The sequence below is a fragment of the uncultured Pontibacter sp. genome (assembly GCF_947499215.1).
GTDB lineage: Bacteria > Bacteroidota > Bacteroidia > Cytophagales > Hymenobacteraceae > Pontibacter.
Map to the genome: position 1 here is coordinate 388,895 of NZ_CANMNI010000001.1, position 21,085 is coordinate 409,979.

Below are 21,085 nucleotides of genomic sequence, written 5' to 3' on the forward strand. Positions count from 1 at the left end.
TTCTAAAGTATACGATAAACTAGCGCTATACCACCTGCTCCATTAGTATAGAAAGGCATCATGGCTAAGTTCTTTTTCTTTAAATGGCTTTGCGCAATCTTCTCTTGAATGAGGGGGTAAATCATATACACAGCCTCAGCAGACAAAATACCTATACCTGCTCCTACCAATACATCCGATAGCCAGTGTTTGTCGTTGAGAATGCGCATGGCACCCGTAGCAGTCGCAAAGGAATATCCTGCTATGCTATACCATACGCTACGGGCCCCATATTCCTTATGAAAAAAAGTGGCGTATGCGAAAGCCGTGCTGGTATGAGCTGATGGGAATGCATCGCGTGATGTTCCATTGGGGCGCTTAATGTCGGTTATTGATTTAAGGTTGTTTGTGATCGTGCGGTTGAGCAAATGTGTCATACCTAAAAGTATTGCCTGCTCTGTAAAATGATGCTCGCCGTGAACGCCGGCTAGATTAAGGCCAACAGCCATCGCCACTGGACCATGGTAAATATAGTCGTCCACATTGGTAGTAAAATCATTGTAGTGCCGCCGGACTACGCGCCTTAGCCCTCTGCTTCCCTCAAACAGCCCCTCATCATCCATGTGCATCAACCCGACACTAATCATGGTGACCGGTACAATCGCGGAACGTGCCACCCGCAACATACCCCGCTCCTCAAAAGGTTTTAGAGTAGAGTCATTTAGCTGCTCTACCACTGTAGTGTCAGGAATAAACCGATTCTCGTTTGAAATGGCAGTAACGGGAAAGAATAAGATAAATAGCAGTAAATAATTTTTCATAGTATGTGGCCTTAACACATACTATTTACATTGCAATTCTGAAGAAAGTCTGAAGTTTTATACTAAAAATTCGAAATAAAAGACAATTTGCTTAATCGCCTAAGATAAGCGCTTTTTCACATTTAGCTCCTCTAGCTCAATCAGATCCTGCAGAAGGCTCAAGGTTGCGTTGCCCGGTTTGCCACTGCCAATTACAACGTCGTCTATCTTCACGATGGGCAGAATCCGCTTGGTTGTGCTCGTCAGGAAGGCCTCTTTAGCTTGAAGCACTTCTTGCAGGGTAATGTCGCGTACCTCCGTCTTATACCTGCGACCGGCCAATTGCAATACATTTTTCCGGGTGATGCCGTACAGGATGTTGCTACTCGGTGTAACCACTGTGTCATCCTCCTGCACGATAAAGAAGTTACAGCGTGGAAACTCCGATACCACGCCATTCTTCACATAAAGCACCTCTTCCGCCCCGCGGTTTTTCAATTGCGTGATAAGTCGAATGCCCATGGTATAGTTAATCGATTTGACCTCCGGAAACTCCCGCACATAGTCGTGTGTCATGATGGATATGCCTCTTGACACTTTCTCCTCAGAAGGGAGCACAAGTGGCAGCTGCGTAATGAGCAGATTCGCGTCAGTCGGGGTATAACCATCTTCTGAATACCCTCCCGTCAGGATCATTTTCATACCGGCCACCTCTAGCCCGTTCGCTTCGGATAGCTTTTTTACTACCTGCCTCAATTCACTGCGGCTTAGCGGCACTTCCAAGCCCATGTGGCCGGCCGATTGATAAAAACGATCTAGGTAGTCCTCCATAAAAAGCGGAAGCCCCTGCTGCACTTTGATGAAATCGAACACCCCATAACCGCGCTGCACGGCCAAGTCGCTAATGTGCAAACTGGCTTGGTCCAGCGGTATGATCTGTCCGTGGTTGTAGGCGAATAGGTTATTTTCTGATGGCATTGTGTTTCTTCAAAATCTTGATGACAGGTTGAATCGGGAGGGCTTCTATTTTATGGTCATTACGGCCTTGCATGGTCTCCGCCGCAAAAAGGGAGTTTATAATGGCTTCTTCTGTTGCCTCAATCGTGGCCATGAAAAGCGGCGACATTTCGTCATTTCGCAGCAGCGTGAATGTTTGCGTTCTCTCACGAGAGGTATAAGGTATGCGTAAGTTGGGATCGGTGGAGAAAGCAATGACGTAATCGCCGCTGCCGTTGGAGGCGATGCCGCCCGTTTTGGCAAGTCCCATCATGGCGCGCTTGGCCATACGCTCCAAATTACGGGCGTCTAGGGGCGCATCTGTGGCCACCACGATCATGCAAGAGCCATCGGCGCTTTCCAGCACCTGCTTGCTGAAAGCGAACTGTCCCAGCTCCTCGCCTACCGGTACGCCGTCTATCTGCAGCACACCGCCAAAATTACTCTGCACCAGTACCCCCACAGTATAGCCGCCCAGACTGGCGGGCAATTTACGGGAGGCCGTGCCAATGCCGCCTTTATAGCCGAAACAGACCGTGCCGGTACCAGCACCCACATTACCCTCTGCCACTGCTCCGGGTTGTGCCTGTCGTATAGCCTCCAATACATGTTCTTCTGTTACGTGCCGGCCGCGAATGTCATTTAGGTAGCCGTCGTTGGTTTCGCCCACAAGCGCATTGACAGACTGTACCTGTTCGTTACCCGGCAGTTGCAAGGTATAGCCCACTACGGCATTCATGGCGGTGGCTACCCCCAATGTGTTGGTCAGGATGATGGGCGACTCCAGATTGCCTAGTTCCCGCACCTGTGTGCTGCCTGCCAGTTTGCCGAAGCCGTTTCCCACGTAAACCGCTGCCGGTACTTTATTCTGAAACAGATTGCCTTCGTGTGGCAGTATGGCCGTAACACCTGTTCGCACTTCTTTTCCTGAGATAAGGGTAGAGTGGCCCACACGGACACCTTTAACATCGGTGATGGCATTGTGCGTACCGGTCGGGAGCACACCGATGCGGATGCCGTAGTCACGGGCCCGTTTGCGCTCCTGTCCTTCGGTGTTGAGAATAGCAGCCATGATAAGTAAGCCAGTAAAAATTATTTTCATAACAAGGTATACCTAGAACGGTTAAAGCAAGGCTACGCTCCTAATGGATAAGATGGCGAATTACGCACACTGAACTATACAGCCTTTCCGCGCATTCTTCTAAAGAAATCACATTTAGGTAACACAATTAAGTAAAAAAGACTTTGTTTTGCAGCTTATAACCTTCCAATACTTATTATCCATGAAAAAAATAATTTGCGTCCTGCTATTTCTCCCTTTAATGATAGGACATGCCATGGCTTGGGGACAAAACGGACACCGAGCCGTGGGTCTGATAGCCGAACAGCACCTGAGCAAAAAGGCTAAAAAGAAAATCATGAAAGTGCTGCATGACAACTCCTTGGCGGAGGTATCGGTGTGGATGGACGATATTAAGTCTGACACCACCTATAACCACACGCATGACTGGCACTGGGTGACTATACCGGGCGGAAAGAAGTATGAGCAAACCGAGAAGAATCCGAACGGAGACCTCATCATGAAAATCGAGGACTTGGTGCGTGCTTTGAAAGATGACGATCTGACTGACAAGCAACACCAAGAGTACCTCAAATACCTAGTGCACTTGGTAGGCGATCTGCACCAGCCCCTGCATGTAGGCAAAGAAGGTGATATGGGTGGCAATGCGGTAAAACTGCAGTGGTTCGGCCAGCCTTCCAACCTGCACCGCGTTTGGGACAGTGATATGATAGACGGTAAAAACCTAAGCTTTACAGAGCTGGCGCATTTCGTAGGTACTCCATCTAAAACACAGGTGAAAGCATGGCAGGCCACCGGCGTGCGCGATTGGGCTTATGAATCTATGAAATTCCGCGAGCAGGTATACGACATACCAGCGGATGGGCGCCTTGGCTACCGCTACAGCTACGATAACTTTAGCACGGTGGAGCAGCGCATTTTGCAGGCGGGCGTGCGTCTGGCAGGTTTGCTGAACCAGATCTACGGCTAGTACGCCAGAAATATCTCTTAGAGCAGCCCCAGCAGCTATACACTCTTATGCACTGCGGGGGCTTCTTTTTTTATATTTCAATAAGCTATAAAGCACTTTTGCAGCCCATTTGAGCCAATTCTCTAATTATTTATCAACAATTTTAAAATTTCTTTAAAAAGTTGTACCTATTGTGAACGATTTAACGTTCTGAGGTGTCTAAAGAAAATAACAACAACATATCATGAGTAACGGAAAAGTAAAATTCTTTAATGAAACCAAGGGTTTCGGTTTTATCAAAGACAGTGAAACAAACGAAGAGTACTTCGTACACGTAACAGGTTTGATCGATGAGATCAGAGAAAACGACGAAGTAACATTCGAAGTGAAAGAAGGCAAAAAAGGACTAAACGCGGTAAATGTGAAACTGGCTTAGTCTGGTTATATATAAAGCGTAAATCAAACAAAGGGCTCCGCATGATGCGGGGCCCTTTGTCGTTATAGGCAACCTTTTTCCACCCGCTTGCATCTACCTATTAGCAAGAAAAAAGAGCTATGGAAAAGGAATTAAATCAACTCAAGCGTCAGGTAAGCTGGCTCAGGTATTATGCTGTTGCTAGTAGCCTTATTATGGTCACAATAATGTTGACGGCTGTTTCGTCCAGCAGTAACAAGGACATTATAAGGGCCAAGGGCATTATCATAGAGGACAGCGCAGGGCGTGACAGGATTCTTATCGGGACGCCCATCCCTGAGTCGCGTCACCGGATGAGAACAAATCTGGAGAGGGTGCGAAAAGAATGGGCCCCAGATCTTGGTGGGGACAAGTACATGGAACACTACGCCACCTATGAGCATGATGCCAATGGCATTGTTTTCCTAAATGAGCAGGGTTTCGACAAGATAGTGTTAGGTGAAAAAACACCTGATCCTAATACTGGTAAAAGATTAGTTGACGCAGCCGGTTTTACCTTTAATGATGATGAAGGCTTTGAAAGAGGCGGCTTGGGCATCTCTAAGACGACAGAAGGCAAGTACCGCGTTGTCTTTGGGATGGACGATGAGACCGGCGAGGCCATGCACCTGTTTGTACTGGAAGACGGCACCAAAGGAATTCAGGTTGCCTCTGATGACGGGCGCTTGATTTTAGGAAAAGCCAAAGCTGGAAGCGCCTTTTTTGGCAATAAAGAAGACTTTGCAGGTATAGCGGTTATGGACTCAAGCGGAAAAACTATTTGGGAAAAGAATGCGCTTAAAAAGTAGTGATTGTGTAGAGGCCACTGATCCTTCTGTCTGAATGACCATTCCTTCATCGGTCATACATTAAGCTGTCGCACAGCCAAATAATAATGCTCCTTTTCAAAATTTAACTATCTTTAATCTGTAGTTAAAAATAAAACCGATGAAATTATTTGCGCTGCCTGCCAAAGCTGCCCTTTCCGCTGCGATCGCCCTGTTTGCGCTGAGTTTCGATTCTGCTCAGGCTCAAAACTTCACTAGACAAGACACGCTGCGCGGCTCCATCACCCCGGAGCGCGCGTGGTGGGACCTCACCTATTACCATCTTGATATAAAGGTGAATCCCGCCGACAGTAGCATTCACGGTTCTAACACCATCCGTTACAAAGTGCTGGAGCCTTACCAGATCATGCAGATCGACCTGCAGCCACCCATGCGCATGGAAAAGGTATTGCAAAACGGGAAGCCACTGCATGTGCGGCAAGAAGGAAACGCCTACTTCGTACAGTTGGTGGAGGCGCAGCAGGTCGGAGCCGAAAACCAAGTGGAGGTTTTCTATGGCGGAAAGCCGAAAGTGAGCCCAAATCCGCCTTGGAGTGGAGGCATCACGTGGAAGCGCGATAGCAATGGCAATCCTTTTGTGGCTAGCTCTAACCAAGGGGCGGGCGCCAGTCTGTGGTGGCCCTGCAAAGACCATATGTACGACGAACCGGACAGCATGCTTATGAGTGTGGCCGTTCCCAAAGAACTGACTAATGTGTCGAATGGCAGATTGCGCGGCGTGGATGAAAACAAGGACGGGACCCGCACTTTCCACTGGGCGGTCACGAACCCGATTAACAACTATGGGGTGAACATAAACATCGGCGACTATGTGCACTTCGGGGAGAAATACAAAGGAGAGAAGGGCACGCTCGACTGCGACTATTGGGTATTGCGCGATAACCTTGAAAAAGCAAGGGTGCAATTTAAGGATGTGCGACGCACACTGCAGGCTTTCGAGCACTGGTTTGGCCCCTACCCTTTTTATGAGGACAGCTACAAGTTAGTAGAAGCCCCTTATCTGGGTATGGAGCACCAGAGTTCCGTGACCTATGGCAACGGCTACCAGAATGGTTACCGTGGGCGCGACCTAAGCGGGTCGGGCTGGGGCATGAAGTTCGACTACATTATCATCCACGAGACCGGACACGAGTGGTTTGCCAACAACATCACCTACAAAGATGCGGCCGACATGTGGATTCATGAAAGTTTCACGACCTATTCTGAGCCCCTGTTCGTCGAGTACCATTTTGGCAAGCAGGCGGGCAGCGAATATGTCATCGGAATTCGCCAGAACATTCGCAACGACAAGCCTATCATCGGGCACTATGATGTGAACAAGAGCGGCTCTGGGGATATGTACCCGAAAGGCGCCAACATGCTGCATACCTTGCGACAGGTCCTGAATGATGACGAGAAGTGGCGCGAGATATTGCGCGGTCTCAACCGAGATTTCTACCACCAGACCGTTACCACCCAACAGATCGAGGATTACCTTTCGCAGCACACAGGCCGCGACCTCAGCCGCTTCTTCAACCAGTACCTGCGCGATACCCGCATACCTGTGCTAGAGTACCGTCAAGAAAAGAAGAAGCTAAGCTACCGATGGGCTAATGCCGTGGACGGATTCGACATGCCAGTAAAGGTATACCTGAATGGTCAAGAAACATGGCTGGTGCCGACAACCGATTGGAAAGAAATGAAGAAGGTGAAAGCCGGGACCAAACTGACGGTAGACCCGAACTTCTATGTGCAGGAAGAGAAGGGAGTATAGGAGTTTGAAAGTTGGGGAGTTTGAGAGTTTAGGAGTTTAGAAAGAGAAGGGCCTTATTTCTTATGAAATAAGGCCCTTCTAATTAATTCATTATACAAACACATTAAGGTGCTTCTTGTGTCACTTAGTAATCATTAGTATAGGACCTGAATGAAGAACGAAGCTTTTCTTAACTCTCTAACTTTTTAACTCCAAAACTCCTAAACTCACTTCACTCCTATTTCCTTCAGCTCCTTTTCGAGTCGGAGGTTCCAGCGCTCTTGGGCTAGTTTGTCTAAGCCGTGGCGGGTTTCTTCATCGTACTGGTCTTGCAATTGATTCATCTCGCGGAAGGACTCTATGAACAGGTACTGTATGTTGCTGTTGTAGTCTGTCAGCGAAAGCTCATCAGGGTTTACCTTTTGCTTGAAGCGTTCTGACACTAGCTTCACGATATCAAAATGCCGCTGCTCGTGGTTCAGGCCATAGGGATCTTTAGCGCTCTCCTTTACCCATGATGAACTTTTGAGCACGTATACCTTCATGGTCAGATTGAGGTGGATGATGCCGTCTTTGACCTCTGTTTCGCCATCGTAGGCAAAGCTCGGGAACACGGTAGCTGAGAAGCGGCTGGCGCGATTGGCATCAGCCTTGAAATCCTCCCACTGGAGAGTTCTATGTGGCACGTAAAACACCGTATCCTGATCATTGCTACCCATGTAATCCGTAAAAGTCACTTTAATACCTTTGGCCAGTTTTGGGTTTGTGTTGGCCTCACGGTCCATCCAAGTGTTGAGGTAACGCAGCGCCTCCACCAGCGACTGCCGCAGCGCCGTTTCGGTCACCTCGTTCCGGTTAGCCGAACGCTCATACCTGCCGCCTCCCTTGTACTGCAGTAACGGAACAGTTTCGCCATCGCGGTTTAGTTCGAAGGCCATCTCCACCGCAATTTTCCCCTCTACCCTGCCACTTTCAGTAGCGGCTTCCTTTACCTGCATTTCTTTCAGGCGAATCACGACGGGGCGGAGCTTTTTGTTGGCAGGTATACCTTGCTGTACGAAAGTGCGAAAGGCGGTTAATCCGCCCCCCTGCAGGTCTATAGCCTTTGTTTTGGCAGACGCACCGGCTCCTACAGGCACGAGATAGGCCACCGTTTTTTTATCGCTTCGCTCATCAATCACCTCCGCAATGTAAAACTCCTTTGGGGAGAATGGCAGCTTCTCTGTGCGCAATTGCAAAACATCCGGATTGGAGGAAGGTATGCTGGCCACACTCACAAAAAGGAGGAACAGCAAAATCACAGGCAGGTATACTTTCCGCCTCAGTAAAGCAACATATAGGAAATTAGGCATGAAATCGATCAATTAACGATTAAGCGAAATACTGACAATAGTTTAACGCGTAGCAGCACTGAAACTGCCGCCGGTTTTGAGAAAACACCGCCTGTAGGCATTGCGTTCCTGTAAATCCCGCAAACTGAGGCACTATTTATCATAATAAGTCAACCTGTACGTTAAACCTTTTAAATTGCATACTGTCTATACTTTTGTAGGATTTTTTAGCTATCTTAGCAAAGCAATTGCTGCGTTTCCACTATTATTTTACATATGAAAAGATCGAGTAATCTTACCTATACCTTATTAGTTGCTTTCCTTTTCCTGTCGCTTAGCACATGGGCACAGAACGGCAATAAGAACAACCGCCCGAGTCCACCTGCTACGGCCACAGGCAAAATAGGCGATGCCCTTGTTTCCATCGATTACAGTAGTCCGACCGTAAAGAACCGCCCCGTTTGGGGGGAGCTTGTGCCTTATGGCAAAGTGTGGCGTGCAGGCGCCAACGAAGCCACCACCATTGAGTTCAGCCAAGACGTGCTCGTAGAGGGACGCCATTTGGCAAAGGGCAAGTACAGTTTCTATACTATCCCCGGTGAGAGCCAGTGGACCGTGATTTTCAACAAAGCCACCGGTCAGTGGGGTACGGAATATGATGAAAGGCAAGACGCACTGCGCGTGCGAGTAAAGCCACGTAGCACCAGTACGATGCACGAGCGTCTCTCCTACCATGTTGCCCGCAATGGCATCCTCATGCGTTGGGAAAAACTGGAACTGCCTGTCAAAATAAAATAAAGATAAACTTAGAGCCGCCTATACCTTGTATGGAGCGGCTTTTTTATGCCATAGCCATAACGATAGATCTATGATAAAACCATTGAAAAACACAGCAGCAGCCGGACTTGGGCTCCTGTTCCTGATCGGCTGTGCTGGCGCGGCCGCTACAGAAGAGTCTGATCAGTCTGCCACCACCAAATCAGACGGGGCCATTCAAGCTACCAACCCCAATCAAGGTCCTGAGCAGCAAGCCGCTAAATTTGAAGGTGCATGGCAATTGCAGAATGTAAAGGACAATCAGGTCGTGATGCTGTTGCAGGACGGTTTCTTTACAGTTGCCATGTATGATCAGCAAAACAAGCAGTTCCTAGGGACTACCGGCGGTACTTATTCCATAGCAGGTGACAAACTCACCATCAACCAAGAGTTCAATACCTTTGACTCCACGATGGTAGGCAGCTCCTCAATAGCAGACTTCAAACTGGAGAATAACCAGTGGATGATCAGCAATGGCCAAGAGACCGAAAACTGGGAAAGAATTCAAGAAAATACGTCCTCGCCGTTGGCAGGCACGTGGCGCATCACCGGCCGCGAGCGTGATGGGCAGATGAACACCATGCGCCCCGGTCCGCGCAAAACGTTAAAGGTCCTCTCCGGTACCCGCTTTCAGTGGATCGCTTTCAACTCCGAAACCGGTCAGTTTTCGGGCACGGGCGGTGGCACTTATACTGCCGAGGATGGCAAGTATACAGAGCATATCGAGTTTTTCTCGCGCGACAGCAGCCGGGTGGGCATTTCCCTCTCTTTCAATTTTGAAGTGAAAGACGGTAACTGGCACCATTCCGGACAGAGTAGCAAGGGCAGTCCGGTGAACGAGATCTGGTCTCGCATATCAAACGATTAATTTCCGCTCTCTACCCCTCCTACTATGGCTGATACACTGGACCATCTGGTCGTGACAAAGGCATCCGGCGAAAAAGTGCTTTTCTCTGTGGGCAAACTCCGACTGTCGCTGCGCAGATCCGGAGCCGACGAACAACAAACTGATGAGGTATTGCGCCAGTTGCAGCCGCAGTTGTACGAAGGCATCTCGACCAAGAAGATCTACCGCATGGCCTTCGGCATACTCAAGCGACTCTCCAACACAGCCGCTGCGAGGTATAGCCTTAAGCAGGGCATCATGCAGTTGGGGCCTTCGGGCTTTCCTTTCGAGAAGTTTGTAGCTGAAATCTTAAGCGCACAGGGCTACACAACGGAAATAGGTGTTTTCGTGGACGGCCACTGCGTGCGCCACGAAATAGATGTGCTTGCTGTGAAGGACTCAAAGCGCATAATGATCGAGTGCAAGTACCACAACCTGCACCGCAATAAATCCGATGTGAAGATTCCGATGTACATTCAATCCCGCTTTAAAGACGTGGAGAAGGTATGGCCTTCGGAGAATGAATTTGAAATCCGCTTCCATGAGGTATGGGTGATGACCAACACCCGATTTACTGATGATGCCATACGCTTTGCGTCCTGTATGCAAATGAAACTCATCGGCTGGGACTACCCCTCCAAGGGCGGCCTCAAAGACATGGTGGACTCTTTTCACCTCTATCCGCTTACCTGCCTCACAACCCTCACCAATGCGGAAAAGCAACGCTTACTCGACATGAAAATCGTGCTGTGCAGTGAGTTGCTGCACGATGAGAAGCTCTTGCACCGGGCTGGCTTGCGCGAGGAACGCGCCAGTCGTGTCATGAAGGAAGTGGAGAACCTTTGCAATAATGTTTATGCCAGAAAGTAACTCAAACATCCTTCGCCTCCGCCGGCTCGGCATCGACACGCATACCGAAAACATCATCTTCATGCGGGCCGATTGTCAGGTATGCCGCTCAGAGGGCTTTACGGCCAACACCCGGGTGTCCGTGAACCATGGGGCGCACAGCATCATCGCGACGTTGAATGTAATTACCTCCGAGCTGATACAGGAGGGCGAGGCTGTGCTGTCGGAAGAAGGTTTCCAACACTTGAAGGCACAGGAAGGCGACCTGATCACGGTGACGCATGTGCGGCCTATTCTGTCCTTCAGCGAAGTAAGGGCCAAAATGTTTGGCCGAAAGTTTAACGATGAGGCCATCCAGCGCATCATCACCGACATTACCCAAGGGCTGTACTCTAAAATAGAGATCGCCGCTTTTGTGACGGTTTGCTCCGGCGATAACCTCGCCTTGGATGAAGTAATCTACCTGACCCGCGCCATGATCGAATCGGGTTCGCGCCTTGAATGGAAAGAGAAACTGGTAGTGGACAAGCACTGTGTGGGCGGATTGCCGGGCAACCGCACTACCCCGATCGTGGTGCCCATTGTGGCAGCGGCCGGACTGGTTATACCCAAGACCTCTTCCAGAGCCATCACCTCCCCGGCTGGCACGGCCGACGTCATCGAAACCATGACGCCGGTAGACCTGACATTGGAACAGATAAAGGAGGTTGTGCAGAAAGAAGGCGGCTGCATGGCTTGGGGTGGCGCTGTGAAACTGAGTCCGGTAGACGACATCATCATCTCCGTAGAAAAAGCGCTCGATGTGGACAGCGCCGGGCAGATGATCGCCTCGGTGCTCTCTAAAAAAGCGGCAGCGGGATCTACCCATACCGTCATTGATATACCGGTGGGGCTCACGGCAAAAGTGCGCTCCAAAGAAGAAGCCTTTTTGCTAGAATATTATTTCCGGGCAGTGGGTCTGGCGATCGGGATGGAAGTGGAAGTACTGATTACCGACGGAACCCAACCAGTGGGCCGAGGTATAGGACCAGCCTTAGAGGCGATGGATGTGCTGTCCGTGCTGCGCAACGAACCGGACGCTCCTACCGACCTGCGGGACCGCTCTGTTCAGCTGGCTGGCCTGACGCTTGAAGTTGCGGGACTGGCACCGAAAGGAGCTGGTTTCGAAAAAGCGATGGAGATCCTGCAAAGCGGCGCGGCACTTGAAAAGTTTTATCGAATATGCACGGCGCAAGGCGGATTCAGGGAACCTGTTGCCGCTACGCTGCGCCATGAAGTTGTGGCCATGTCAAGCGGTGAGGTGCGCTCCGTGGACAACCGCAAACTGGCAAAAGTGGCTAAACTAGCCGGTGCGCCGAAGTCTCCCGGCGCAGGTATTTTGTTTCAGGCACCGGTTGGGAAGTACGTCCAGAAAGGTGAGATTTTGTTTACCATCTATTCTGAGTCGCAGGGCGAACTGAGCTACGCCCTTACCTACCTCCATAGTTCAGGACATATTGTAGAATTGGCAACCCCATGAAAACCCTCGTATTTGCCCTTCCCGGAAATGAGTCCTTTGCGCAATCACTCGCTAGCCTGTTAAACGCCGAGACGGGCGAAGCTGTCATACGGCGCTTTCCGGATGGAGAGAGTTATGTGCGTATTTTGTCAGATGTGCAGGATAGAAAAGTCGTGATGGTCTGCACATTGCACCAGCCTGACCAAAAGCTGTTGCCGCTTTATTTTATGGCTAAAACCGCAAAAGAGCTAGGTGCAGCCGAAGTGTGCCTTGTGGCTCCATACTTGGCTTACATGAGGCAGGACAAACAGTTTCATCCCGGCGAGGGTGTGACTTCCCGTTATTTTGCCGACTTGCTTTCCGGCACCGTGGACAGCCTCTATACCATCGACCCGCACCTGCACCGCTTCCACCACATGCACGAGCTCTACGCTATACCTGCCCAAGCCTTGCATGCCGCCCCTATTGTGGCTTCTTGGGTGAAGGCGCACATCAACAAGCCGATCCTGATCGGTCCGGACGAAGAGAGTCTGCAGTGGGTATCGGAAGTAGCCGGACTGGCGGACGCGCCATATTTGGTGTTGAACAAGACCCGCTTCGGCGACCGCGAAGTACAAGTGACGCAACCTGAGATGGACCGTTATCAGGACCATACGCCAGTACTCGTAGACGACATCATCTCAACGGCCCGCACCATGATCGAAACGGTGCAGCACCTGAAACAACTCACGCCACAAGCACCGGTTTGCATTGGCGTGCACGCCGTTTTTGCCGAAGGGGCTTATGAAGCTTTGCTGCAGGCTGGCGCCTCGCAGGTTATTACGTGCAACACCATACCACACGTGTCGAATGGTATACAGGTAGAAGCGCTGATGGCTAAGGCGATGCGTGTTTAAGAGACACCAATTTTTTGTTCTGCCTCCAGCATATTTTCCAGCCCTCTGAAAAAAGCATCCGGGTTAAAGGAAATGCTATTAATGCCATGCTCCACCAAGAAGGCAGCATATTCAGGGTAATCGCTGGGTGCCTGTCCACAAAGTCCGACTTTGGTACCGGTCTTTTTGGCTTTCTGCAAAGTCATTATAATCAGTTGTTGCACGGCCCGGTCGAAGGGCGAGAAGATATCGCTAAGCAATCCAGAGTCACGGTCTGCTCCCAATGAGAGTTGCGTCAGGTCGTTGGAACCGATGGAAAAACCGTCAAAGATCTCGGCAAATTCCTCGGCCAGTAAGGCATTGCTTGGTATCTCTACCATCACGTATAACTCAAGTCCATTTTCGCCCCGCTTCAAGCCATAATCCGCCATTAAGCTGATTACTTTCTCGCCTTCCATCACGGTGCGGCAAAACGGTATCATCAGCTTCACATTGGTCAGCCCCATCTCTTCCCGCACCTTTTTCATAGCCCGGCACTCCAGTTCGAACCCTTCTTGGTAGAGCGGGTGGTAATACCGCGAAGCGCCCCGCAGCCCGATCATCGGGTTTGCCTCGTCAGGCTCAAACTGATGACCTCCCACCAAATTGGCGTACTCGTTTGACTTGAAATCACTCATCCGAACGATCACATCCTTCGGATAAAAAGCTGCACCGATGATGCCTGTCGCTTCGGCTAACTTATCGACAAAATAGTCTTCCTTGTTCGGGTAGTGGTGCGTGAGTTGCTCGATTTTCTCACGCGCCTCCTTGTCCTCTACCTTGTCAAAATGCTTGAGCGCCATGGGGTGGATTTGGATGGAGTTGTTGATGATGAACTCCATGCGCATGAGCCCTACCCCATCGTTTGGCAGGAAGGAATACTTAAAAGCCTGTTCCGGGTCTCCTAATATCAGCATAGCCTTTGTCTTCGGCTTTCCGAGCTTGCTCATGTCCGTCTTTTTCTCATCCCACGCCAGTTTGCCTTCATAGACATAACCGGTCTCTCCTCCCGCTGTTGAAACAGTTACCTCCTGACCGTCCTGAATGGTTTTGGTAGCGTCGTTGGTTCCCAGTACGGCAACAGCTCCCACCTCCCGCGCCACAATGGCGGCATGACTCGTGCGGCCACCCTGTTCGGTAATGATGGCACTGGCTTTTTTGAGGATCGGATCCCAGTCGGGGTCGGTTTTGCGCGTGACAAGCACTTCGCCTTCCTGTAACTTACCGCTCTCGGAGGGGGAATGCAGGACACGGGCTATACCTGACACAATGCGATTGCTCAGTCCTATACCTGAACTCAGCACTTTGCCTTCTTCTTTCAAGGTATACTCCGTGAAAAAAGCCTCGTTCTTGTGCTGACTCTGCACCGTTTCAGGACGTGCCTGCACAATGAACAGATCACCCGAAATGCCGTCCTTGGCCCATTCTATGTCCATGGGCTGATCGTAGTGCTCCTCAATGCGCTTGCCCCATTTTGCCAAATGCACTACTTCTTCGTCAGTCAGCACAAATTGCTCCTGTTGCTCCTCTGGCGTGTCTAAATTGACAATAGCGTCCGTCGGGCTTTGCAGTTCCCCATCCGATTTCTCAGCGTATACCATGGTCTTGGCTTTGCTGCCGAGTTTGCGCGAAATGATGGGTTGCTTGGCCTTGTCAAGCATGGTTTTAAACACCACAAACTCATCGGTGTTCACGGCACCCTGCACTATGTTCTCACCCAGACCCCAAGAACCAGAGATCACCACGGCATTCTCAAAGCCAGTGTCCGGATCAAGCGTGAACATCACGCCGGAACAAGCCTTGTCAGAACGCACCATCGTTTGCACCCCCACCGACAAAGCCACCTGCATATGCTCAAACTCATTGTCGACCCGATACTTGATCGCACGGTCCGTGAACAGCGAAGCGTAGCTGTGGTGGCAAGCTTTGTATAGGTTATTGAGTCCGCTTACGTTCAGGTAAGTCTCTAGCTGTCCTGCAAAACTGGCGGTAGGCAAGTCTTCGGCGGTGGCGCTACTACGCACGGCCAACGAAATCTCATCGCCATACTCTGATTTCAGATAAGTATAACCCTTTTCAATCTCCTGCCGGATCTCCTCCGGAAAGCGGGCATTCAATATGAGTTCCCGCGCCTGTTTGCCAACCTCTGTTAGATTATGAAAATCATTGGTATCCAGACTGGCCAGAATGTCTGTCAGTCGTGCTTTCAAGTCGTTCTCTTCCAAAAAATGCCAGTACGCCTCAGAAGTGGTCGCGTAACCATCTGGCACCCGTATACCTTCCGGATTAAGTTGGTTGTACATTTCCCCGAGTGAGGCGTTTTTGCCACCCACTTTGCTTAGGTCCTTGTAACTGATGTCTTTGAACAATTTGATGAACGGTTCCATATCTGATTTGATTTAAGGCGACAGTATAGTATTGAATACAAAGGTGAGTGTGGCATGCAATGATATTAACGAAACCTCATATCCATGGTTTTACATCTTATACAAATCATTCTTGTATTAGTACTAGCACTTTCTTTTAAGATAATAGGTCGTTGCGCGTCATAACATCGGTCCTAAGTACGCTCCTCATTAATCGTTTTTTAATAATTTGTAATATTTTAAAGTAATTTTTAAACATTTCTTTTACCAAATTTTTCAACACACGTATAACACCCTAACATTCAAGTATGTATTTCAAGAGTAAGAGGAGGTTTTATGGGAACAGTTAGGCATATTCTCCAGAAGAAGGGCAATAAAGTTATTGCCATCGAACCCACCAGCACGGTATTCAAAGCATTGGAAATGATGGTGGAGCAAAACGTAGGAGCGCTTATCGTGATGGATCAGGGTAAGTTTGCCGGCATGTTCACGGAGCGGGATTATGCCCGCAAGGTGATATTGAAAGGAAAAGCCTCCCGCGATACATTGGTTCAGGAAATCATGAGCGAGCACCCGGTCGTTGTTTCGCCTGACACCACGCTTGAACAATGCATGGCGCTTATGACACAAAAATATATCCGCCACCTACCAGTGTTCGAAGATCAGAAGCTAGTAGGATTGGTGTCGATCGGGGATATTGTTAAATGCATGATGGATGAACAGAAATGCATTATCGAGGACCTCGAGCACTATATAACCGGGCACCACGAGTAGGTAGCCCGGATATCATTTAATTAGGAGAAACATGCAGGAAACAGCCGGATCAACAACGATACTGTGGCCATTGGTAGTCTACGGCGCCATCGTACTCAGCCTTGTACTACTCATTCTGGGCCTCTCCTATGTACTTGGTCAGCGCGGAAATTCACGTGCCACAGGCGAGCCTTACGAAGGCGGTATCGTCAGTGCAGGCGGTGCCCGCATCCGCTTCTCCTCGCAGTTTTACATGGTCGCCATGATGTTTGTGATTTTCGATGTGGAGACCATCTTCATTTTCGCTTGGGCCATCGCCTTCCCTGAACTGGGCTGGTATGGCTATTTCGGCGTGCTGGTATTTATTGTGATGTTGGTCGTGGTGCTGGTATACGAATGGCGCAACGGCGCATTGGACTTTGGTCCGGATGGCAAGAAAATACTGGCGGCCTATAAGCGTATGCTGCAGCAACCAAGTGTGAATTGATTTTCTGACAAAAGGCAGAGGAGTTTTCTTTACGAACAACGGACAACAATTAACGATCAACGCCCATGAAATGGTGGTTAAGTAAACCGGATGAACCAGCGAATGCCGTGACAGGCACCAGCTCCTACGAAGAGACCGTGCAGCAGAGCATCATGCTCACCACGCTGCAAGACCTGATCGGCTGGGGCCGTAAGAATTCCATGTGGCCGTTTCACTTCGGTTTGAGTTGTTGTTTCGTGGAGATGGCCACCAGCATGACGCCCAAATACGACGTAGCACGTTTCGGGGCGGAGGTAATCCGGGGTACTCCCAGAGAAGCTGACGTGATGATCATCGCTGGTACTGTCTTCATTAAAATGGCCCCCATCATCAAGCGGCTTCATGAGCAAATGATGGAGCCGAAGTGGGTGATCTCGATGGGCTCCTGTGCCAATTCCGGCGGCATGTACGACATCTACAGCGTAGTGCAAGGCGTCGACAAATTCCTGCCGGTGGATGTCTACGTACCCGGCTGTCCGCCGCGGCCCGATGCCTTTATGGAAGGGCTGATGCTGTTAGCTGACCGGGTAGGAAAAGAGAGAAGACCACTGAGTTGGACGATTGGGGAACAGGGGGTAATCAGACCGGAGAAAATAGAAGTAAAAGCAGGCAAGAAAGAACGCTGGAGCCAGATGAACGAGTTTCGATCGCCGGATGAGATATAGAGAGTTTAAGATTTAGGAAGTTTAGGAGTTTGAGAGTTAAGGGTTGTGTAGTGACAGGTTGTGAATTTGTCTGAATCATTATATAGGGCCCCTACCCCAAGGATTTTCAGGATTAGAGGATTAACAGGATTCTCTCAGGTACCGGGTCCAACCACCCCTAACCCCTCCTTGTCTAAGGCGGGGAATCCGGGGCTACTAAGGTTTAAAGTATAAGCCCTGTAGTGAGAGTTACACACTACTGGCACGCATTGAAAGACATACTTGCACGCTAGCAAAGAAGTAAAAAAAGGCGCTAGGTGCACCACCGACGATTTTTTGTTTGAGCGGTCAGCGAGTTCAAAATCGTCTTGATTTTTTTGCTTACTTTTTTCATCAAGGAAAAAAGTGAGTGCCCGCCGCACAGGCGAAACTATAAAACAAGGTAAGTAGCAATGAGCAACTGCGGTTGCTACGCAAGCAAGGTATAGATATAGTTACAAGTATAAACTTAGCATAAAAAAGAAACAGAGTACATGAGTTAACATATTACATCACATTCAAATGGCCTCCTACCATGAATAACAACAGCGGCATACTGGAGCAACTTAAGTCGCGGTACGGCGAAGATACGTTCAAGACGCAGACCACCAAGGATGACATCCTCACCCTCTGGCTTCCTATGGATCATGTGCCGGAAGTGCTGAAATTCCTGAAGCAAGACCTGCCGCAGCCCTTCCTCCTCCTTTTCGACCTGACGGCCATTGACGAACGCACCCGTAAACCCGAGAACGGCCATATACCTTACAGCTTCACGCTCATTTACCACCTCTTCTCTTTTGAGCGCAACACCTTCATCAGACTGAAAGCCGGACTCCGCGAGGACTTCCCGAAAGCCCCCAGCATCAGCGGCCTTTGGCAAAACGCCAACTGGTACGAGCGCGAAGTATACGATATGTTCGGCATCCGTTTCGAAGGGCATCCGCACCTCTCCCGCATCCTCATGCCGCGCACGTGGGTCGGCCATCCGCTCCGCAAAGAACACCCTGCCCGAGCCACCGAAATGGGACCTTTCCAGCTGTATGACGACAAGATAGACCTTGAGCAATCGGCCCTGCAGTTCAAACCCGAAGAGTGGGGACTTGCAAAGCACAGTGATGATACGGACTTCATGTTCCTCAACATCGGTCCGCAACACCCCGGCACGCACGGGGTTCTGCGCATTATTCTGCAGCTCGACGGCGAAGACATCGTGGACGCTATACCTGACATTGGCTTCCACCACCGCGGCGCTGAGAAAATGGGCGAGCGGCAGTCATGGCATACCTACATCCCTTATACCGACCGCGTGGATTACCTCGGCGGCGTGATGAACAACCTCGCCTATCTGCAGGCCGTGGAGAAACTGGCAGGTATAGAAGTGCCGGAACGTGTGAAGTATATCCGGGTGATGTTGTGTGAGCTTTTCCGCATCGCCAGTCACCTCGTGTGGTACGGCACTTTTGCGCAGGACGTGGGGCAGCTCTCGCCGGTATTCTATATGTTCACCGACCGCGAAAAGATATTTGACATCATCGAAGGCATCTGCGGGGGTCGCATGCACCCTAACTGGTTCCGCATCGGCGGTGTGGCGCAGGACCTGCCCATAGGCTGGGAGCAACTAGTGCAGCGCTTCATCGACTATTTCCCAAAACGCCTGAAAGAGTACGACGCGATGGTGATGAAGAACAGCATCTTCAAAGCCCGCACCGTCGGTATCGGTATCTTCACCAAGGACGAAGCCATCGAATGGGGCGTGACCGGACCTAACCTGCGTGCCTGCGGCTTCGAGTGGGACTTCCGCAAAATGCGCCCTTACTCTGGCTACGAAATGTTCGACTTCGAAGTGCCCACCGCTAGCAACGGCGACTGTTACGACCGCGCCGTGGTGCGTGTAGCCGAAATGCGCCAGAGCCTGCGCATCATCGAGCAATGCGTGAAGAACATGCCGGCCGGACCTTACAAGTCCAACCATCCCATCACCACGCCGCCTATCAAGCAAAACACCATGCACGATATCGAGACACTGATCACGCACTTTCTGGGTGTGACCTGGGGACCGGTCATTCCGCCGGGTGAAGCGATGAGCTGCATCGAAGCGACCAAAGGAGCCAACGGATACTATTTGACCAGTGACGGGAACACTTCCCCTTACCGGGTACGCATCCGCACTCCCTCGTTCCCGCACATGCAAATGCTCCCCTATATCACCCGCGGCTATACCGTAGCGGATTTGCTCTCGATACTCGGTGCTATGGATTATGTGCTGGCGGATATTGATAGGTAAAAGTTTGGGAGTTTAAGAGTTTGGGATTAGAGAGTTTAGGATTTTGAAAGTGTAAAATTTGAGAATCGGGATTTGCATATTGATTTGTTTGGCGGCCTTTGGGTTACAGGCGCAGGAACTTGATGAAAGTCAGGTGAAGCGGCTATACCTGTCGGTCACGGGTGGATTGGGCTTTATGGGTCCGCAAAGCGACATCGAGGATCAGATGCGCTCATCCGGATTGGGGGACACACAAACAGGTGGGTTCTTTAGCAGCGGCAGCACCGAGCACCCCAACAGTAGCAAAATCCCGACGATCGGTATTACGGCTAACTACTGGCTAAAAGGACGTCAGGGGGCGTCGCTCGAGGCGGGCTTAGTGGACTACATCGAAGTAAACGGCTACGATGACATTGGTATCGGAAACTACATCTTCTTGAGAAGCGCCATTTGGTCTACTTCGCTCAACTACATGCTGGGTTCACAAAACCGGAAACGCTATTTGAGTGTAGGTCCGGCCCTGATGCTACACCATGTGAAGGACGATGCAGCGGGCAGTATGACAGATGCACAGACCAATTGGCTGGTGGGTTTTAACGCCAGCTATACCGCGCACCTGATTGACAAGCCCCGTTGGTTTTTAGCTCTAAAAGCGAATGGACGCATCGCTCCAAAATCAGAAATCGGTCCTTTTATAGCCGAGCACCAGACCGGAATTATAAACCCACAACCTGAAGACCAACGCTCTGAATTTAGGCAAACGAAAGTCCGAACAAGCGGCTTCAACATCGGCCTGACCTTTGGCCTGAAACTAAAATCAAGGACTGGATGACGCTATACTTGGACAGGAAAAACATCCATTAATTCATCTAGCAATTTAACCACACAGCTATATGTTGACGGTAGAAGAAAAACACAAAATCGACCACGAAATCAGCTTAGTGCCTTCGCCCAAAAATGCCTGCATCGAAGCGCTGAAAATCGTGCAGCACAGCCATGGCTGGGTGTCGGACGAGAGCCTAAAAGATGTGGCAGACTATGTGGGGATGTCACCAGCGGAGCTCGACAGTGTGGCGACATTCTACAACTTGATTTTCCGCAGACCGGTGGGCCGGCATGTGATTCTGGTGTGCGACAGCATCAGTTGCTGGGTGATGGGCTACGAAGGCATCCGTGACCGCCTCACCGAAAAACTCAACATCAAATACGGCCAGACCACCGAAGACGGCCGCTTTACCTTGCTACCCAATTGCTGCCTCGGTACCTGCGACCGTGCCCCGGCCCTTATGATTGACAACGATTTGTACCGTGACCTGACGGTGGAACAACTGGACGAGATTCTGGAAAAGTATACCTAAAAC

Annotated in this window: 20 protein-coding genes; 15 read left to right on the forward strand and 5 right to left on the reverse strand. The window is 50.2% G+C overall.

Annotated elements, in window-relative coordinates; genetic code table 11:
• Positions 1–2 precede the first annotated feature (2 nt).
• The 3 genes from Q1A04_RS01695 to Q1A04_RS01705 form a co-directional block, all read right to left on the reverse strand.
• Positions 3–800 (reverse strand): phosphatase PAP2 family protein, encoded by a 798-nt coding sequence (locus Q1A04_RS01695; RefSeq protein ID WP_299700314.1) that lies wholly within the window; start codon positions 798–800, stop codon positions 3–5.
• A gap of 99 nt (positions 801–899) precedes the next feature.
• Positions 900–1,757, reverse strand: coding sequence for an aminotransferase class IV (locus tag Q1A04_RS01700; protein WP_299700316.1), 858 nt, complete (start codon positions 1,755–1,757; stop codon positions 900–902).
• The gene (locus tag Q1A04_RS01705; RefSeq protein WP_299703618.1) at positions 1,741–2,847 is read right to left on the reverse strand and encodes a P1 family peptidase; all 1,107 of its coding nucleotides are present in this window, start codon (positions 2,845–2,847) and stop codon (positions 1,741–1,743) included. The genes Q1A04_RS01700 and Q1A04_RS01705 overlap by 17 nt, the downstream gene beginning before the upstream one ends.
• Positions 2,848–3,112: 265 nt before the next feature.
• Between Q1A04_RS01705 and Q1A04_RS01710 the strand changes: the two genes are divergently transcribed.
• The 4 genes from Q1A04_RS01710 to Q1A04_RS01725 all read left to right on the forward strand — a co-directional run bounded on the left by Q1A04_RS01710 (position 3,113) and on the right by Q1A04_RS01725 (position 6,860).
• Positions 3,113–3,826: a S1/P1 nuclease gene (locus Q1A04_RS01710; RefSeq protein WP_299700318.1), complete on the forward strand. Its 714-nt coding sequence runs from the start codon at positions 3,113–3,115 to the stop codon at positions 3,824–3,826.
• A gap of 223 nt (positions 3,827–4,049) precedes the next feature.
• Positions 4,050–4,241, forward strand: a complete 192-nt coding sequence (locus tag Q1A04_RS01715) for a cold-shock protein (RefSeq protein WP_007659836.1) — start codon at positions 4,050–4,052, stop codon at positions 4,239–4,241.
• 119 nt (positions 4,242–4,360) lie between these two features.
• Entirely contained in the window at positions 4,361–5,068 is a 708-nt protein-coding gene (locus Q1A04_RS01720) for a hypothetical protein (RefSeq protein WP_299700321.1), read from the forward strand.
• 139 nt (positions 5,069–5,207) lie between these two features.
• On the forward strand, positions 5,208–6,860 hold the full coding sequence (locus Q1A04_RS01725) for a M1 family metallopeptidase (protein ID WP_299700322.1): 1,653 nt from the start codon (positions 5,208–5,210) through the stop codon (positions 6,858–6,860).
• 206 nt (positions 6,861–7,066) lie between these two features.
• Here the strand turns inward: Q1A04_RS01725 and Q1A04_RS01730 are convergent, their stop codons facing one another.
• Positions 7,067–8,191, reverse strand: coding sequence for a hypothetical protein (locus tag Q1A04_RS01730; protein ID WP_299700323.1), 1,125 nt, complete (start codon positions 8,189–8,191; stop codon positions 7,067–7,069).
• A gap of 255 nt (positions 8,192–8,446) precedes the next feature.
• Here Q1A04_RS01730 and Q1A04_RS01735 point away from each other — a divergent pair, with 255 nt between their 5' ends.
• The 5 genes from Q1A04_RS01735 to Q1A04_RS01755 all read left to right on the forward strand — a co-directional run bounded on the left by Q1A04_RS01735 (position 8,447) and on the right by Q1A04_RS01755 (position 13,115).
• On the forward strand, positions 8,447–8,968 hold the full coding sequence (locus tag Q1A04_RS01735) for a DUF2911 domain-containing protein (protein ID WP_299700324.1): 522 nt from the start codon (positions 8,447–8,449) through the stop codon (positions 8,966–8,968).
• A gap of 70 nt (positions 8,969–9,038) precedes the next feature.
• Positions 9,039–9,854 (forward strand): membrane or secreted protein, encoded by an 816-nt coding sequence (locus Q1A04_RS01740; RefSeq protein ID WP_299700326.1) that lies wholly within the window; start codon positions 9,039–9,041, stop codon positions 9,852–9,854.
• A 24-nt stretch (positions 9,855–9,878) separates the two neighbouring features.
• Positions 9,879–10,742, forward strand: coding sequence for a restriction endonuclease (locus tag Q1A04_RS01745; RefSeq protein WP_299700328.1), 864 nt, complete (start codon positions 9,879–9,881; stop codon positions 10,740–10,742).
• Positions 10,729–12,240: a thymidine phosphorylase family protein gene (locus Q1A04_RS01750; RefSeq protein ID WP_299700330.1), complete on the forward strand. Its 1,512-nt coding sequence runs from the start codon at positions 10,729–10,731 to the stop codon at positions 12,238–12,240. The genes Q1A04_RS01745 and Q1A04_RS01750 overlap by 14 nt, the downstream gene beginning before the upstream one ends.
• The gene (locus tag Q1A04_RS01755) at positions 12,237–13,115 is read left to right on the forward strand and encodes a ribose-phosphate pyrophosphokinase (RefSeq protein WP_299700332.1); all 879 of its coding nucleotides are present in this window, start codon (positions 12,237–12,239) and stop codon (positions 13,113–13,115) included. Before Q1A04_RS01750 ends, Q1A04_RS01755 begins: the two co-directional genes overlap by 4 nt.
• Here the strand turns inward: Q1A04_RS01755 and ppsA are convergent.
• Positions 13,112–15,520 (reverse strand): phosphoenolpyruvate synthase, encoded by a 2,409-nt coding sequence (gene ppsA / locus Q1A04_RS01760; protein ID WP_299700334.1) that lies wholly within the window; start codon positions 15,518–15,520, stop codon positions 13,112–13,114. The genes Q1A04_RS01755 and ppsA overlap by 4 nt on opposite strands.
• Before the next feature lie 315 nt (positions 15,521–15,835).
• Here ppsA and Q1A04_RS01765 point away from each other — a divergent pair, with 315 nt between their 5' ends.
• The 6 genes from Q1A04_RS01765 to nuoE all read left to right on the forward strand — a co-directional run bounded on the left by Q1A04_RS01765 (position 15,836) and on the right by nuoE (position 21,082).
• A complete protein-coding gene (locus Q1A04_RS01765) occupies positions 15,836–16,273 on the forward strand; it encodes a CBS domain-containing protein (protein WP_299700336.1) in 438 nt (145 codons plus the stop codon).
• A 31-nt stretch (positions 16,274–16,304) separates the two neighbouring features.
• The gene (locus Q1A04_RS01770; protein ID WP_299700338.1) at positions 16,305–16,739 is read left to right on the forward strand and encodes an NADH-quinone oxidoreductase subunit A; all 435 of its coding nucleotides are present in this window, start codon (positions 16,305–16,307) and stop codon (positions 16,737–16,739) included.
• Between the two features lie 65 nt (positions 16,740–16,804).
• Positions 16,805–17,443, forward strand: coding sequence for an NADH-quinone oxidoreductase subunit NuoB (gene nuoB / locus Q1A04_RS01775; protein WP_299700340.1), 639 nt, complete (start codon positions 16,805–16,807; stop codon positions 17,441–17,443).
• Positions 17,444–17,996: 553 nt separating this feature from the next.
• Entirely contained in the window at positions 17,997–19,745 is a 1,749-nt protein-coding gene (gene nuoC / locus Q1A04_RS01780) for an NADH-quinone oxidoreductase subunit C/D (protein ID WP_299700342.1), read from the forward strand.
• 58 nt (positions 19,746–19,803) lie between these two features.
• Positions 19,804–20,556, forward strand: a complete 753-nt coding sequence (locus Q1A04_RS01785) for a hypothetical protein (protein WP_299700344.1) — start codon at positions 19,804–19,806, stop codon at positions 20,554–20,556.
• 61 nt (positions 20,557–20,617) lie between these two features.
• Positions 20,618–21,082 carry an NADH-quinone oxidoreductase subunit NuoE gene (gene nuoE / locus Q1A04_RS01790; protein WP_299700346.1) on the forward strand — a complete coding sequence of 155 codons (465 nt, stop codon included), beginning with the start codon at positions 20,618–20,620 and terminating at the stop codon, positions 21,080–21,082.
• Positions 21,083–21,085 lie beyond the last annotated feature (3 nt).

What these genes read in the sequence shown, in the direction of transcription:
- Q1A04_RS01695 (WP_299700314.1), bottom strand. Translation starts at nt 800, where the DNA reads ATGAAAAATTATTTACTGCTATTTATCTTATTCTTTCCCGTTACTGCC.
- Q1A04_RS01700 (WP_299700316.1), bottom strand. Translation starts at nt 1,757, where the DNA reads ATGCCATCAGAAAATAACCTATTCGCCTACAACCACGGACAGATCATA.
- Q1A04_RS01705 (WP_299703618.1), bottom strand. Translation starts at nt 2,847, where the DNA reads ATGGCTGCTATTCTCAACACCGAAGGACAGGAGCGCAAACGGGCCCGT.
- Q1A04_RS01710 (WP_299700318.1), top strand. Translation starts at nt 3,113, where the DNA reads ATGGCTTGGGGACAAAACGGACACCGAGCCGTGGGTCTGATAGCCGAA.
- Q1A04_RS01715 (WP_007659836.1), top strand. Translation starts at nt 4,050, where the DNA reads ATGAGTAACGGAAAAGTAAAATTCTTTAATGAAACCAAGGGTTTCGGT.
- Q1A04_RS01720 (WP_299700321.1), top strand. Translation starts at nt 4,361, where the DNA reads ATGGAAAAGGAATTAAATCAACTCAAGCGTCAGGTAAGCTGGCTCAGG.
- Q1A04_RS01725 (WP_299700322.1), top strand. Translation starts at nt 5,208, where the DNA reads ATGAAATTATTTGCGCTGCCTGCCAAAGCTGCCCTTTCCGCTGCGATC.
- Q1A04_RS01730 (WP_299700323.1), bottom strand. Translation starts at nt 8,191, where the DNA reads ATGCCTAATTTCCTATATGTTGCTTTACTGAGGCGGAAAGTATACCTG.
- Q1A04_RS01735 (WP_299700324.1), top strand. Translation starts at nt 8,447, where the DNA reads ATGAAAAGATCGAGTAATCTTACCTATACCTTATTAGTTGCTTTCCTT.
- Q1A04_RS01740 (WP_299700326.1), top strand. Translation starts at nt 9,039, where the DNA reads ATGATAAAACCATTGAAAAACACAGCAGCAGCCGGACTTGGGCTCCTG.
- Q1A04_RS01745 (WP_299700328.1), top strand. Translation starts at nt 9,879, where the DNA reads ATGGCTGATACACTGGACCATCTGGTCGTGACAAAGGCATCCGGCGAA.
- Q1A04_RS01750 (WP_299700330.1), top strand. Translation starts at nt 10,729, where the DNA reads ATGCCAGAAAGTAACTCAAACATCCTTCGCCTCCGCCGGCTCGGCATC.
- Q1A04_RS01755 (WP_299700332.1), top strand. Translation starts at nt 12,237, where the DNA reads ATGAAAACCCTCGTATTTGCCCTTCCCGGAAATGAGTCCTTTGCGCAA.
- ppsA (WP_299700334.1), bottom strand. Translation starts at nt 15,520, where the DNA reads ATGGAACCGTTCATCAAATTGTTCAAAGACATCAGTTACAAGGACCTA.
- Q1A04_RS01765 (WP_299700336.1), top strand. Translation starts at nt 15,836, where the DNA reads ATGGGAACAGTTAGGCATATTCTCCAGAAGAAGGGCAATAAAGTTATT.
- Q1A04_RS01770 (WP_299700338.1), top strand. Translation starts at nt 16,305, where the DNA reads ATGCAGGAAACAGCCGGATCAACAACGATACTGTGGCCATTGGTAGTC.
- nuoB (WP_299700340.1), top strand. Translation starts at nt 16,805, where the DNA reads ATGAAATGGTGGTTAAGTAAACCGGATGAACCAGCGAATGCCGTGACA.
- nuoC (WP_299700342.1), top strand. Translation starts at nt 17,997, where the DNA reads ATGAATAACAACAGCGGCATACTGGAGCAACTTAAGTCGCGGTACGGC.
- nuoE (WP_299700346.1), top strand. Translation starts at nt 20,618, where the DNA reads ATGTTGACGGTAGAAGAAAAACACAAAATCGACCACGAAATCAGCTTA.